General features: G+C 56.7%; 17 protein-coding genes. 14 read left to right on the top strand and 3 right to left on the bottom strand.

The features are described from left to right. The first annotated feature begins 9 nt into the window (after positions 1 to 9). A complete protein-coding gene (gene rplP / locus AABB29_RS03065) occupies positions 10 to 423 on the top strand; it encodes a 50S ribosomal protein L16 (protein WP_341368345.1) in 414 nt (137 codons plus the stop codon). Between the two features lie 102 nt (positions 424 to 525). Here rplP and AABB29_RS03060 read toward each other — a convergent pair whose 3' ends face one another. After that, positions 526 to 1,293, bottom strand: coding sequence for an IclR family transcriptional regulator (locus tag AABB29_RS03060; protein WP_341368346.1), 768 nt, complete (start codon positions 1,291 to 1,293; stop codon positions 526 to 528). Between the two features lie 122 nt (positions 1,294 to 1,415). Here AABB29_RS03060 and AABB29_RS03055 point away from each other — a divergent pair, with 122 nt between their 5' ends. The 8 genes from AABB29_RS03055 to AABB29_RS03020 all read left to right on the top strand — a co-directional run bounded on the left by AABB29_RS03055 (position 1,416) and on the right by AABB29_RS03020 (position 9,508). Further along, positions 1,416 to 2,165: an SDR family oxidoreductase gene (locus AABB29_RS03055; protein ID WP_341368347.1), complete on the top strand. Its 750-nt coding sequence runs from the start codon at positions 1,416 to 1,418 to the stop codon at positions 2,163 to 2,165. Beyond that, positions 2,165 to 3,034, top strand: a complete 870-nt coding sequence (locus tag AABB29_RS03050; protein WP_341368348.1) for an amidohydrolase family protein — start codon at positions 2,165 to 2,167, stop codon at positions 3,032 to 3,034. The genes AABB29_RS03055 and AABB29_RS03050 overlap by 1 nt, the downstream gene beginning before the upstream one ends. Further along, on the top strand, positions 3,031 to 4,548 hold the full coding sequence (locus AABB29_RS03045) for a sugar ABC transporter ATP-binding protein (RefSeq protein WP_341368349.1): 1,518 nt from the start codon (positions 3,031 to 3,033) through the stop codon (positions 4,546 to 4,548). The genes AABB29_RS03050 and AABB29_RS03045 overlap by 4 nt, the downstream gene beginning before the upstream one ends. Further along, positions 4,545 to 5,549 (top strand): ABC transporter permease, encoded by a 1,005-nt coding sequence (locus AABB29_RS03040; protein WP_373636770.1) that lies wholly within the window; start codon positions 4,545 to 4,547, stop codon positions 5,547 to 5,549. The genes AABB29_RS03045 and AABB29_RS03040 overlap by 4 nt, the downstream gene beginning before the upstream one ends. 73 nt (positions 5,550 to 5,622) lie before the next feature. Continuing rightward, positions 5,623 to 6,537 (top strand): ABC transporter substrate-binding protein, encoded by a 915-nt coding sequence (locus AABB29_RS03035; RefSeq protein WP_341368352.1) that lies wholly within the window; start codon positions 5,623 to 5,625, stop codon positions 6,535 to 6,537. 65 nt (positions 6,538 to 6,602) lie between these two features. Further along, on the top strand, positions 6,603 to 7,457 hold the full coding sequence (locus tag AABB29_RS03030) for a fumarylacetoacetate hydrolase family protein (protein ID WP_341368353.1): 855 nt from the start codon (positions 6,603 to 6,605) through the stop codon (positions 7,455 to 7,457). Then, positions 7,454 to 8,731 (top strand): L-fuconate dehydratase, encoded by a 1,278-nt coding sequence (locus AABB29_RS03025; RefSeq protein WP_341368354.1) that lies wholly within the window; start codon positions 7,454 to 7,456, stop codon positions 8,729 to 8,731. Before AABB29_RS03030 ends, AABB29_RS03025 begins: the two co-directional genes overlap by 4 nt. Before the next feature lie 3 nt (positions 8,732 to 8,734). Next, complete coding sequence (locus AABB29_RS03020; protein WP_341368355.1) at positions 8,735 to 9,508, top strand: SDR family oxidoreductase; 774 nt, start codon at positions 8,735 to 8,737, stop codon at positions 9,506 to 9,508. Between the two features lie 18 nt (positions 9,509 to 9,526). On the opposite strand, the gene AABB29_RS03015 is transcribed toward AABB29_RS03020, so the two are convergent. Both AABB29_RS03015 and AABB29_RS03010 read right to left on the bottom strand, forming a co-directional pair. After that, on the bottom strand, positions 9,527 to 10,150 hold the full coding sequence (locus AABB29_RS03015) for a TIGR02466 family protein (RefSeq protein ID WP_373636769.1): 624 nt from the start codon (positions 10,148 to 10,150) through the stop codon (positions 9,527 to 9,529). Between the two features lie 483 nt (positions 10,151 to 10,633). Then, positions 10,634 to 10,801 (bottom strand): Fic family protein, encoded by a 168-nt coding sequence (locus AABB29_RS03010; protein WP_373636899.1) that lies wholly within the window; start codon positions 10,799 to 10,801, stop codon positions 10,634 to 10,636. A gap of 492 nt (positions 10,802 to 11,293) precedes the next feature. Here AABB29_RS03010 and rpmC point away from each other — a divergent pair, with 492 nt between their 5' ends. The 5 genes from rpmC (at position 11,294) to rplE (ending at position 13,052) form a co-directional block, all read left to right on the top strand. Continuing rightward, positions 11,294 to 11,500 carry a 50S ribosomal protein L29 gene (gene rpmC, locus AABB29_RS03005; protein WP_341368356.1) on the top strand — a complete coding sequence of 69 codons (207 nt, stop codon included), beginning with the start codon at positions 11,294 to 11,296 and terminating at the stop codon, positions 11,498 to 11,500. A gap of 4 nt (positions 11,501 to 11,504) precedes the next feature. Then, the gene (gene rpsQ, locus AABB29_RS03000) at positions 11,505 to 11,735 is read left to right on the top strand and encodes a 30S ribosomal protein S17 (protein WP_045997902.1); all 231 of its coding nucleotides are present in this window, start codon (positions 11,505 to 11,507) and stop codon (positions 11,733 to 11,735) included. Positions 11,736 to 11,812: 77 nt separating this feature from the next. Beyond that, positions 11,813 to 12,181 (top strand): 50S ribosomal protein L14, encoded by a 369-nt coding sequence (gene rplN, locus AABB29_RS02995; protein WP_045997901.1) that lies wholly within the window; start codon positions 11,813 to 11,815, stop codon positions 12,179 to 12,181. A 2-nt stretch (positions 12,182 to 12,183) separates the two neighbouring features. Beyond that, positions 12,184 to 12,489, top strand: a complete 306-nt coding sequence (rplX, locus tag AABB29_RS02990; RefSeq protein ID WP_341368357.1) for a 50S ribosomal protein L24 — start codon at positions 12,184 to 12,186, stop codon at positions 12,487 to 12,489. Next, positions 12,489 to 13,052, top strand: a complete 564-nt coding sequence (rplE, locus tag AABB29_RS02985; RefSeq protein ID WP_341368358.1) for a 50S ribosomal protein L5 — start codon at positions 12,489 to 12,491, stop codon at positions 13,050 to 13,052. The genes rplX and rplE overlap by 1 nt, the downstream gene beginning before the upstream one ends. Positions 13,053 to 13,054: the final 2 nt, after the last annotated feature.

Genomic DNA, 13,054 nt, shown 5'->3' with positions numbered 1-13,054 from the left:
GGGCAGGATATGCTGCAACCAAAGCGTACAAAACACCGCAAGCTGCACAAAGGTCGGATCAAAGGTCTGGCCAAGGGTGGCTCTGACCTGAACTTTGGTACTTACGGCCTGAAAGCGATCGAACCCGAGCGGATCACCGCCCGTCAGATCGAAGCCGCCCGTCGTGCCATGACACGTCACATGAAGCGTCAAGGTCGGGTTTGGATCCGTATCTTCCCTGATACCCCAGTGACTTCGAAACCTGTCGAAGTGCGTATGGGTAAAGGTAAGGGTTCCGTTGATTTTTGGGCATGCAAGGTCAAACCAGGCCGCGTGATGTTCGAAATCGATGGCGTGTCCGAGCCAATCGCCCGCGAGGCCCTGCGCCTGGCTGCGATGAAGCTTCCGATTAAAACACGGACAATCGTTCGCGAAGACTGGTAAACATAGGGCCCCCATGGGGCCTTCTACCAAAAAGAATTAAGCCCCCGCCGCATCTGCGCCGGGGGTTTTTCTTTGCTTAGGGCGGGCGTTCCCGTCCAGTCTTTAGATCAACGCGATCCGATTGGCTGTATTTTGCAATGCGCTCAGGCAGTCAGCCAATTGCGTTTCAACGCTGCTGCCCTTGGCGCCAACCAGGGGCAGGAACGGGCAGGTCAATACCCCGACGATATCCTGTCCGCCTGTTGCAACGGGCACTGAAATATCGCTGACCCCAACCAATTGCTGGCTAGGCGCCATCCGGTATCCGGCAAGCCTGATCTCTTCCAGTGCTGTGGCAAGAGGACTGGGTATCTCGCGCTCTGCGCCGCCCCGCATATTCAGCGTATGTTCCAGCTGCGCAGGGGTCATGAAAGCCAGCAGGGTTTGGCCTGACCCCGTGGTGAATAAATCCAGCTCTGCCCCTAGCCGCAGCCGAAATTCCCAGGGCGACGAACTACTGGCCTGCGCCACAACGTATGATTGGCCCAAATCGGGGGTCACCAGATGCACCGATTGTCCGGTGTCTTGGGCAAACAAATCCATCAAGGGCTGGGCCTGCGCGACAAGCCTGCGCAGCGGCGGGAAGGCCGAACCAAGTTGAAACAGCTTGATCGTCAGCGCGTAGCGGTCCCCTTCGACCGAGCGACCAACATAGCCCCGGGCCACGAGACGCTCGATCATCCGGTAAATCTCGCTTGGGCCGCGGTCTAGCGCCCTGACGATCTCGCCGCGGGTCATGCCTGCGGGCTGCGCAGCTAGTAATTCAAGAATGTCGAGACCCTTATCAAGGGCAGGGGCGCGATATTTCACGGCTGTATCAGGGGCGTTCACGCAGGGCTCCATCCTGTTTGGCTGACGGCTGCAACGATCAATAGGCCAGTCGCTAGAAAAAAACAATTGACCAAATATGAATAGTCGGACCATATTTGATCAAACGCCGGGAGGAAACAGGCATGTCGATGGAGGAGAAGACCCTGCTGATTACAGCAGCCGGTCAAGGTATGGGCCGTGCCAGTGCCATTGCCTTGGCGCAGGCGGGGGCCAATGTGATCGCAACGGACCGTGATCGCGACCTGCTCGCGGCTTTGCCCGATATTGACGGTCGGCTTCAGGCCAAAGTTCTGGATGTCACAGATCCTGACGCCGTTCTGGCAATGGCCGCAGAGAGCCTGGATCTCGATGGTTTGTTCAACTGTGCTGGCATGGTGCATAACGGCACGATCCTGGATCTGGATGATGCCGCCTGGGATGCCAGTCTGAACCTGAATGTCACTTCGATGGTCCGCATGATCCGCGCATTCCTGCCGGGGATGCTGAACCGGGCCAAGCAGACGGGCTCTGTCTCAATTCTGAATATGGCCTCTATGGCCTCTTCCGTGAAAGGGTTTCCAAGCCGAACCGCCTATGGCGCCACCAAGGCGGCTGTGATTGGCTTGACCAAGGCTGTTGCCGCCGATTTTGTCGGGCAGGGGGTGCGCTGCAACGCGCTTTGCCCCGGAACCATCGACACGCCATCTTTGCGGGGGCGCATTGCCGAGGCCGCAGATCCGGTGCAGGCCGAAAAGGATTTTGTCGCCCGCCAGCCCATGATGCGGCTGGGCACTGTCGACGATATGGTCCCGATGATCCGCTATCTGTTGTCGGATGAGAGCCGGTTTGTGACCGGGCAGGCGCTGCTTGTCGATGGCGGCGTGACGATCTGATGGCGGGCCGGGTGGATAGCCATTGCCATCTATGGTCGCTTGGTCGGGGTGACTATGCATGGCTTGATCCAGCCAATCCTGATCTTGCGCCGATTGCCCGGGATTTCGGGCCGGCGGATTTAGGGGCGCAAATGGACGTTTGTGGCGTTAAAGCCGCTGTTTTGGTGCAGGCCGCCGCGACCATGGCAGAAACAGACTTTATGCTGGGTCTTGCTAGGCAAACCCCGCAGGTGACGGGCGTCGTTGGTTGGGTTGATCTAAGCAATCCAGCAAGTGTCGCGCAGATCGCACTTTGGGCGACCAATCCCAAATTTAAGGGACTACGTCCGATGCTGCAGGATATTGCTGCGTCCGACTGGATCAGCACACAGACCCATCCCGATTGCATTGCCGCGATGCTGCGCGCTGATCTGCGTTTTGATGCGTTGGTGACGACCCGGCATCTACCGCATCTGCTGGGATTTGCACGCGCCAACCCCGATCTGCAGGTTGTGATCGATCACGCCGCTAAACCGCCGCTCGCGGGAGGGATGGACGGGACCGAAGGGGCGTCATGGCGCCAGGGGATGCGCGAATTGGCGGAGGATACGGGTGCGTTTTGTAAGCTTTCCGGTTTGCTGACTGAAATGTGCAAGGCGGATTTGCCGAAAGCCGCCCGGATATTGCGTCCGATCGTTGAAGATTTGCTAACGTGGTTTGGCCCTGATCGGTTGATGTGGGGCTCTGATTGGCCGGTCTTGACCTTGGCCGGGGATTACGCGGGCTGGGCGGTGTTAAGCGATGCATTGTTATCCGATCTTAGCGCCTCTGCACGCGCTGCGATCTATGGCGGCACGGCCCGCAGTTTTTATGGATTGGAGGCCGCATGAGCAATCTGATCACCATGACCGGCATCGAAAAACGCTTTCCCGGCGTGCATGCATTGAAGAACGTCCATTTCGATCTGCGCCCGGGCGAGGTCCATGCCTTGATGGGGGAAAACGGTGCAGGCAAGTCGACATTGATGAAGGTCTTGTCTGGCGTCTATCAATCCGATGGTGGCACGGTTCTGCTGGACGGGGATGCTGTTGCCTTTGACGGGCCGAAGGCCGCGCAGGATGCAGGTATCTGTATCATTCATCAAGAGCTGAGCTTGATGAATGATCTGACCGCGGCCCAGAATATCTATATCGGCCGCGAACCGCGCCGCCGGTTTGGACGGCTGGATGAGGCACAACTGAATAGTGACACGGCGGCGATTTTTGCGCAGATGAACCTTGATCTGGCCCCCACCGTGCCGGTGGAGCGGCTGACCATTGCCAAGCAGCAGATGGTTGAGATCGCCAAGGCGCTGAGCTTCAACAGCCGGGTGCTGGTGATGGATGAACCCACCGCCGCGCTGAACGACGCTGAAATCGCAGAGCTTTTCACCATCGTGCGCAAACTGCGCGCCGAAGGGGTGGGGATCATCTATATCAGCCATAAAATGGACGAGCTGCAACAGATCGCTGACCGGGTGACGGTGATGCGCGATGGCGAAACCATCGGCACGGTTGATGCGGCAACCACGCCGGTTGGTCAGATTATTTCGATGATGGTGGGCCGGGCGCTGGATGAAACGGCGCTGGCACTGCCGGATGTGACGGATGCCCCCGTGGCGCTTGAGGTGCAAAACCTGCGCCGAGGGCGCGAGATCAAGGACGTCAGTTTTTCACTGCGCCAGGGTGAAATATTAGGCCTTGCCGGGCTGATGGGCGCTGGCCGGACCGAAGTGGCACGCGCGATATTCGGGGCTGATTCGCGTGAGGGTGGCACGATCAAGGCGCATGGGCAGGTCGTGCAGATACGGTCTCCGGCGGATGCAGTGGCTGCCGGGATTGGATATCTGTCAGAGGATCGCAAGCATTTTGGCTTAGCGACCGGTATGACGGTGCGCGAAAACATCGCCATGACCCATCTGGGGGCGTTTGCTAGCAAGACGGGCGTGCTGGATGAGGCCGCAATGGCCCAGGTGGCGCAGGATTATATCCGAAAACTGGACATCCGCACGCCGTCAGACCAGCAAGAGGTCCGGCTGTTGTCGGGGGGTAATCAGCAAAAGATCGTTATCGCCAAATGGCTTTTGCGTGATTGCGATATCCTGATCTTTGACGAACCGACGCGCGGTATTGATGTGGGTGCAAAGGCGGAAATCTACAAACTGTTGGTCGCGCTGGCCGAGCAGGGCAAGGCGATCATCGTGATCTCATCTGAATTGCCTGAGGTTCTGCGCCTGTCGCACCGGATTGCCGTCATGTGCGAAGGGCATCTGACCGGCATCCTTAGCCGCGATGAGGCGAGCCAGGAAAGCATTATGCAGTTGGCCACACAAACAAAATCCACCCCGCAGGAGCAGGTAGCATGAGCGCAGCAAGCGACGCACCCCAAACGATATTTGCCAAAATGGCCGCAAGCGGGGCAACCCAAAAACTGCTCGCCTTCGCCAGTCTCGTGGTGTTGATGATCGGGTTCAGCATCGCTTCGCCCAATTTTTTCCAAACGGCCAACATTCTGGCTATCTTGCAGGCGACATCCGTGAACGGGGTGCTGGCCATCGCAGCGACGTTGGTGATCATCACCGGTGGTATTGATCTGTCTGTCGGTACGTTGATGACCTTTTGCGCGGTGATGACCGGCGTGGTGCTGACCTATCTGGGTCTGCCTTTGCCGCTGGGTGTTCTGACCGCGATCGCAACCGGGGCCATGGCCGGATGCCTGTCCGGCACATTGGTCGCCAAAATGAAAATTCCCCCCTTTATCGCCACGCTGGGCCTGATGTTGATCCTCAAGGGTATGTCCCTTGTCGTCTCGGGCACGCGGCCGATTTACTTTAACGACACGCCAGGTTTTGACCAAATCTCGCGTGGGTCACTGATCGGAGAGATATTCCCGGCGGTGCCAGTCCCCAATGGTGTGTTAATCTTGTTTCTCGTAGCGGGGGCTGCGTCTTATATTCTCAGCCGCACGGTGCTGGGGCGTTATTGCTTTGCGCTTGGCAGCAACGAAGAGGCCGTGCGCCTGTCCGGGGTCAATACGGACCGCTGGAAAATCGCGATCTACAGCTTGTCCGGCGCAATTGTCGGGATCGGCGGGCTGATCATCGCATCGCGCCTGAATTCCGCGCAGCCGGCCCTGGGGCTTGGATACGAGCTTGAGGCGATTGCCGCCGTTGTCATCGGTGGTACGTCCCTGTCGGGGGGGCGAGGGACAATCCTGGGCACGTTGATCGGCGCGCTGATCATGGCCGTGTTGCTGAACGGGCTGCGTATCCTGAACGTCGCGCAGGAATGGCAGACTGTTGTGACCGGGGTGATCATCATCCTGGCCGTTTATGCAGACACAGTTCGACGCAAAAAGACCGCGTGAAGCGGCATTCATCACATCATCATTCTAAGGGAGGAACCAAATAATGATGAACAGAAGAACAATGATTGGAAGCTTGAGTGCGACCACCGTTTTGGCCAGTGTGACAGTCGCTGTTGGTCAGACACGGCATTATATTCCGCTGATCTCAAAGGGATTTTCACACCAGTTCTGGCAGGCGGTCAAGCTGGGCTCGGAACAGGCCGCCGAAGAATTCGGCGTCGATGTTACCTTCGAAGGCCCCGACAATGAAGGGCAGGTTGACCGGCAGATCGACATGTTGGCGGCGGCTCTGGCCAAGAACCCGGCAGCGATTGGTTTTGCCGCTGTCGACAGTCAGGCCTCAATCCCCATGCTGCGTGAAATCGATGCAGCCGGCGTACCGATCATCGCTTTTGACAGCGGCGTGGCCAGTGATTTGCCTGTGACCACCTGCACTACCGATAACCTCGCCTCGGCGGCGCTGGCCGCAGATAAGATGGCCGAAGCCATCGGCGGCGCAGGGAAAGTCGCGATTATTTCGCATGACCAGACCAGTGTCACCGGGATTGAGCGGGTGGATGGTTTCGTCAATCAGGTCGCCGAGAAATATCCTGATATCGAAATCGTCTCGATCCAGTATGGCGGTGGTGATCACCTGATCTCAACCGAAATCACCAAATCAATCCTGACGGCGAACCCCGATATCAAGGGGATTTTTGGCGCCAATGAAGGCTCGGCCATTGGGGTGGTGAACGGCGTCACCGAAAGCGGGGCGGACATTGTGATCATTGGCTACGATAGCGGGGCTGCGCAGAAAGACGCTGTGCGCTCTGGTCTGATGGCGGGCGCGATCACCCAGAACCCGGTTGGCATCGGTTATGAAACCGTGAAAGCCGCGGTGATGACCATCAATGGCGAAACCGTGCCCGAGATCATCGATACCGGCTTTTACTATTATGACGCCGGCAACATGGACGAGCCGCAAATCGCCGCCGTTCTTTACGACTAAACAGGCAAATCGGGTGATCCGGGGGACAGCCCCGGGTCACCTGCACTATATTCCAAGGGACTATCATGAAACTTTTGCGCTACGGGCCAAGCGGCCAGGAAAAACCGGGGCTGCTGGATGAGGACGGTATCGTCCGTGATCTAAGCCAGTTGATCCCTGATTTGTCAGGGGATGCCTTGGCGCCGGATAGCCTGAAAAAGATCGCCGCAATTGATCCACAATCGCTGCCTGCGGTGCCCGGTACAGCGCAGGGTGATCTGCGCCTCGGCCCTTGTGTCGGCGCCACAGGGAAATTCATCTGTATTGGTCTGAACTATGCCGATCACGCCGAAGAAAGCGGTCTTGACGTCCCGCCAGAGCCGGTGATTTTCAACAAATGGACCTCGGCCATTGTGGGGCCGGATGATGATGTGCAGATCCCTCGCGGTTCCGTCAAAACCGATTGGGAGGTCGAGCTGGGCGTTATCATCGGCACGGGCGGCAGCTATATTGAAGAGCCTGATGCGCTGAACCATGTGGCCGGGTTTTGCGTCGTCAATGATGTCTCAGAACGCGAATTCCAGATTGAGCGGGCAGGCACCTGGGACAAGGGCAAGGGCTGCGATACTTTTGGCCCGACCGGCCCGTGGCTTGTTACCCCCGATGAGGTCGGTGACTATGACAATCTGAAAATGTGGTGCGAGGTGGATGGCCATCGCTATCAGGACGGCAGCACAGCCACGATGGTCTATAAGGTGCCGCATCTGATTTCCTATTGCTCGCGATTTATGTCGTTGCAGCCGGGCGATATTATCTCAACCGGGACACCGCCCGGCGTAGGCATGGGGCAGACCCCACCGGTCTATCTGAAAGGCGGTGAGGTCATGCGCCTTGGCATCGATAAGCTGGGTGTACAGACACAAAAGGTCCGCCCGGCATGACCCGAATCACTGGCCTGCGGAGCGTCGATGTCCGGTTCCCGACCTCGGATGCGCTGGATGGATCGGATGCGATGAACCCTGATCCGGATTACTCGGCCGCCTACGTCATTCTGGAAACCGATGGGGCGCTTGAGGGGCATGGTCTGACATTCACCATCGGACGCGGCAATGAGATTTGCATCGCCGCAATCGAGGCCCTGCGCCCATTGGTCGTTGGCCTTTCGCTTGATTGGATTGCCGAGGATATGGGCCGTTTTTGGCGGCATGTCACCTCGGACAGTCAACTGCGTTGGATTGGCCCAGACAAGGGCGCGATCCATCTGGCGACTGGCGCTGTTGTGAATGCCGCGTGGGACTTATGGGCTAAGGCTGTGGGCAAACCTGTTTGGCAATTGGTCGCAGACATGACTCCTGCCGAATTGGTGCGCTGCATCGATTTTCGCTATCTGACCGATTGCATCACGCCTGAATGGGCTGTGGATTTTCTTACGCAGCAAGCGGCCGGAAAATCGGCACGTGTCGCCGCATTAAAGGCGTCTGGCTATCCGTGTTACACCACCTCTGCCGGGTGGCTTGGTTATGATGATGCCAAACTGCGCCGTCTTTGCCGCGAGGCCGTGGATGCCGGTTTCCGCCATATCAAAATGAAGGTTGGGCGCGATCTGGATGATGATATCCGTCGCCTGACAATCGCCCGTGATGAATGTGGCCCTGACGTTCATCTGATGATCGATGCCAATCAGGTATGGGAGGTCGATGAAGCGATTGACTGGGTCAAGAAACTGTCCTTTGTCCAGCCCTGGTTCATCGAAGAGCCGACCAGCCCTGATGACATCGCCGGGCATCGCAAAATCCGCGAAGCCGTATCCCCCGTGCAGGTGGCCACTGGCGAGATGTGCCAAAACCGCATTGTTTTCAAACAGTTCATCATGGAGGGCGCGATTGACGTGGTGCAGATTGACAGCTGCCGTCTGGGCGGCCTAAACGAGGTATTGGCCGTTATGCTGATGGCCGCCAAACATGGGCTTAAGGTGTGCCCCCACGCGGGCGGGGTTGGTCTTTGCGAATATGTTCAGCATATGTCGATGATCGATTACCTTTGTATCGCAGGCACTTATGAGGGCCGCGTGATTGAATATGTGGACCATTTGCATGAACATTTCCGCGATCCCTGCGTCATCCGCGATGCGGCCTATATGCCGCCCACCGCACCGGGGTTTTCGATTGAAATGCATGCGCAATCCTTGGCGGACTATGCATTTACGGGGGGATAACGGATGGATTTAGGTCTGCGAAACAAGGTGGTTTTGGTCTCGGGCGGTGCGTCGGGCATTGGGGCTGCCATCTGTGAAGGCTTGGCCGAGGAGGGCGCTATCCCGGTGATCCTGGCCCGCCGTGCTGCTGATGCGGGTTGGCTTGCGGCACTGCAGGAAAAATCGCCCAAAGCCATGCTGATCCAGACCGAATTGACCGATGACGCGCAATGCGCTGCGGCGGTGGCGCAGGCCGTATCGCTGCTTGGCGGGATCTATGGGCTGGTGAATAATGCGGGGGCGAATGACAAGGTTGGGCTAGAGGCCGGGCCGGACGCGTTTCGTCGATCTATCGGACAGAACCTGACCCATTACTATACGCTCGCGCATCTGTGTCTACCACATCTGCGCAACAGCAGGGGGGCGATCGTCAACATCTCGTCGAAAACTGCTGTGACGGGGCAGGGCGCCACATCGGCTTATGCGGCAGCGAAAGGCGCGCAATTGGCGCTGACCCGCGAATGGGCGGCGGCTTTGGCGCCAGATGGGATCCGGGTGAATGCGGTCATTCCGGCTGAATCCATGACACCATTATATGCCCGCTGGCTAGAGACGTTTGACGATCCTGAGGCGGCGAAACGGGAGATTACGGATCGCATTCCATTGGGCCGACGGATGACAGAACCGGCGGAGCTGGCCAATCAGGTTTTGTTCCTGTTATCGGCGCGCAGTGGACATACGACGGGCCAATGGTGCTTTGTCGATGGGGGTTATACGCATTTGGATCGTATTTTGTAACGCATTGATAAGGCTGCGCTATTTTTCCCATCCATAGTTGAAGCTGACCGAAATCCGCTCTTCCTCGGCCATGTTCATGGGCACTTCGTGGCGAAGCCAGCTTTCCCAAAGCAACACGTCACCCACGGCGGGGGCGACGTAAAAGAAGGATTTCAGCTCGTCCCTGGCGTCCTTTTGCCGTGTGGGGGCGGCCATCATCATGGCAGAGCGCGGGTCTTCGAATTTGATCGCGCTGGCCCCTTCCGGCATCGCTACATAGGTCGTGCCGCTGATCACGGAATGGGGATGGATGTGGCTGGTATGGATGCCGCCTTCGGGCAGGATATTGATCCACAGACTATCAAGAACCAGTTTCCCGTCACCGAGATCAAATTGCAAATCCTTTGCAAATTCAATGACATGTGCATCGAGCGCTTTGACCAGATCAGCAAAGATTGGAAACCGCCAAGGCAGATCAGTCAGCGACGCATAAGAGGTATATCCGGGAAAATCATTGGCCTCGCACCAGTCCTGACCGGCCTCATCATCACCGGCGATTACGAGGCAGGAATTTTCCAGCTCATCTTGGTCAATCGTCGGCGTGTGGGCCGAGAGGGGGGCATGGTAGAGGCGGGTCGCGAAGAGGGATTTAATATCGGGCATGGGGCTTCATAGCCTGTCGGATCGGGCAGGGCGAGGGGGCGGAGACCGCATTTCTGCCTAAACATGGTTAACGGCCATGGAAACAAGGGATATGGCGTTATGCAATGCGTACAGATGCCGTACAGAGAGCGTATGTATCGGTATATGCGGCGGAGAGAGGTTAAGGTGGCGGGCGTTGCTTGGGCCCGGTTTTTTTTTGGGGGGGGGTAGAGGTCCCGGATCAAGTCCGGGACGGCCTGGGATTGTGTGCCGAGGGGAACGCCTGACCTGGAAGGCGTTTGGAACGGTGGTGTCGCGTGTGACGGTGCTAGACGTGGTAGCGTTGTGCTGTTTGGTTCGCTGACGTTGCGAAAACTACTGGCTTTCAATTCTGTGCATGAACCAATCGCTGATTTGGTCAAAATTCATTTGATTGTCGGCGACGGATACAACAAAGTCATCCACAGGTGCGTCGTCATCGATATTGAGCGTGTAGCCGCTTCTTTAGATCAGGATTTCGACCAACAACCACGCCGTTCGCTTATTTCCGTCTGTGAATCCATGATTGTTGATCATACTGTGCAGTAATGCAGCAGCCTTACTGTAGATAAAACGATGATATCCTGAGTAAGGGCGCGACAAGCCAGATTCGATTAAGTGGAGGCTGGTCACACCATCCAAGCCGCCATATGTCAAAGCTTCATCATGCGCCGTAAATGCGTCTGCTAGCGTGACCTTATAGTGTCTCCTAGCGATCAGCCAAACGCTTCAGCGCGGCGCTGCGTTTGGCTGAAGCCTCCTTTACAACTTTTGATGTGGTCGCACGCGCAACGCTTTTGCCGTTGCCGTTGTGAACTTCGATAAAACGACCGGTCTTTGCGCTGCGGGCGACCCAGCCTCCGTTGACCGGAGACCGTACTGTTGAAGATTTTCCCAATTTGACCTCCTTCTCAATTTGATGCCGTAACCTCGCGGTTGATATATGGTGCCTTTTGCACAATTAATGAAGCCTAAACAGATCGGCGGTACCGAGAATATTCTCCCAGTCTATTTCAAGGCTTGCCAACTCTTCCTCCCCCCTATACGGCGCACTTCTATACCCCTCCACCGGGAATCGGGTGACGTATCAAACGGCCCACCGGTGATGTTGAAAGGACCAAGGCAATGGATGCCAAAGAACTGCGGGAGAAAACTCCCGATCAGCTTCGTGATGAGCTGGCAAATCTGAAGAAAGAATCCTTTAACCTGCGCTTCCAGCAGGCCACAGGCCAGATGGAAAACACAGCTGCGATGCGTAAAGCACGTCGTAACGCCGCGAAGGTCAAAACAATTCTGAACGAAAAAGCTGCTGCAGCAGCATCGGAGGCTTAACACTATGCCTAAGCGTATCCTGCAAGGGGTTGTTACAAGCAACCAGAACGCCCAGACCGTCACTGTTTCGGTTGAGCGCCGCTTTAAGCACCCGCTGCTGCAAAAGACCGTCCGTAAGTCCAAAAAGTACCGGGCCCATGACGAGAACAACGCATTCAACGTTGGTGACACAGTCCGCATTCAGGAATGTGCCCCCAAGTCGAAGACGAAACGCTGGGAGGTGATTGCCTCTTAAGGCCATCACACCCGGTTTAATGAAACCCTGGGGCGCCGGTCAGAAATCGGCATTCCCCCAAAGGTCGGAGAAACCAAATGATCCAGATGCAGACCAATCTGGATGTTGCTGACAATAGCGGCGCCCGCCGTGTTCAGTGCATCAAGGTTCTGGGTGGTTCCCACCGTCGTTACGCCAGTGTTGGAGACATCATTGTCGTATCGGTGAAGGAAGCCATTCCACGCGGTCGCGTAAAGAAAGGTGACGTCCGTAAGGCCGTCGTCGTACGCACCGCCAAAGAAGTTCGCCGCGAAGATGGCACCGCCATCCGTTTTGACAGCAACGCTGCTGTGATCCTCAACAATAACGGTGAGCCGATCGGCACCCGTATCTTTGGCCCAGTCGTTCGCGAACTGCGCGCAAAGAACTTCATGAAGATCATCTCGCTTGCTCCGGAGGTGCTGTAATCATGGCTGCCAAACTCCGTAAAGGTGACAAGGTCATCGTCCTGGCCGGTAAGGACAAGGGTAAAACAGGCGAGATTTCGTCGGTTGACCCGAAAACTGGCAAGGCTGTTGTCGATGGCGTCAACATCTCTATCCGTCACACAAAGCAATCTCAGACCTCACAAGGTGGCCGTACGCCCAAGGCGATGCCAATCCAGCTGAGCAACCTAGCGATTGTTGATGCAAATGGCAAAGCGACCCGCGTTGGCTTCCGTATGGATGGCGACAACAAGGTTCGTTATGCCAAGACAACAGGGGATGCGATCTGATGCTTGACGCTGCAAACTACACCCCCCGCCTGAAGACCCAATATACCGGTACAATCCGGGCTGCTCTGAAAGAAGAGTTTGGGTATAAAAACGACATGCAGATCCCGAAGCTGGACAAGATTGTCCTGAATATCGGCTGCGGTGCTGAAGCTGTTCGTGACAGCAAGAAAGCAAAATCCGCTCAGGAAGATCTGACTATCATCGCCGGTCAGAAGGCCATGACAACGCGCGCCAAGAAATCTATCGCTGGTTTCCGCGTTCGTGAAGACATGCCCCTTGGTGCAAAGGTCACTTTGCGCGGCGACCGTATGTTTGAATTCCTGGATCGTCTGATCACTGTTGCTATGCCTCGTATCCGTGACTTCCGCGGCGTATCTGGCAAGTCTTTTGACGGTCGCGGCAACTATGCCACCGGCCTGAAAGAGCATCTGGTGTTCCCCGAGATCGACTTTGACAAGATCGATGAGAACTGGGGCATGGACATCGTCATCTGCACAACAGCGAACACTGACGCTGAAGCAAAGGCACTGTTGAAGCACTTCAACATGCCGTTCAACAGCTGAGG

Origin of the sequence: Yoonia sp. BS5-3 (assembly GCF_038069655.2) — a bacterium.
Classification (GTDB): domain Bacteria; phylum Pseudomonadota; class Alphaproteobacteria; order Rhodobacterales; family Rhodobacteraceae; genus Yoonia; species Yoonia phaeophyticola.
The sequence above is the reverse complement of the archived record's forward strand: the minus strand, read 5'-3'. Positions and strand labels throughout refer to the sequence as shown.